We start from the raw sequence: 213 nt of genomic DNA on the forward strand, positions 1-213 counted from the left end.
GCTTACTATTAAAGCAATCGCTACACCAACTGAAATGGTTCTTTTTACAATTATATTTCGCTTTTTCTGTTTTTCTCGTAACCAATCATCTTCTTCATTTGGCAAGAAATCCTCTAATGGCGGTTCTTCGAATTTTTCTTTGTTTTCATCTGTATCGTAATGATTCATCAGTAAAATCCTTTCATATGTATTCGGACTTTATTATTAATATAG

This window comes from Bacillus sp. JJ1503, from assembly GCF_036965125.1.
GTDB lineage: Bacteria > Bacillota > Bacilli > Bacillales > Cytobacillaceae > Cytobacillus.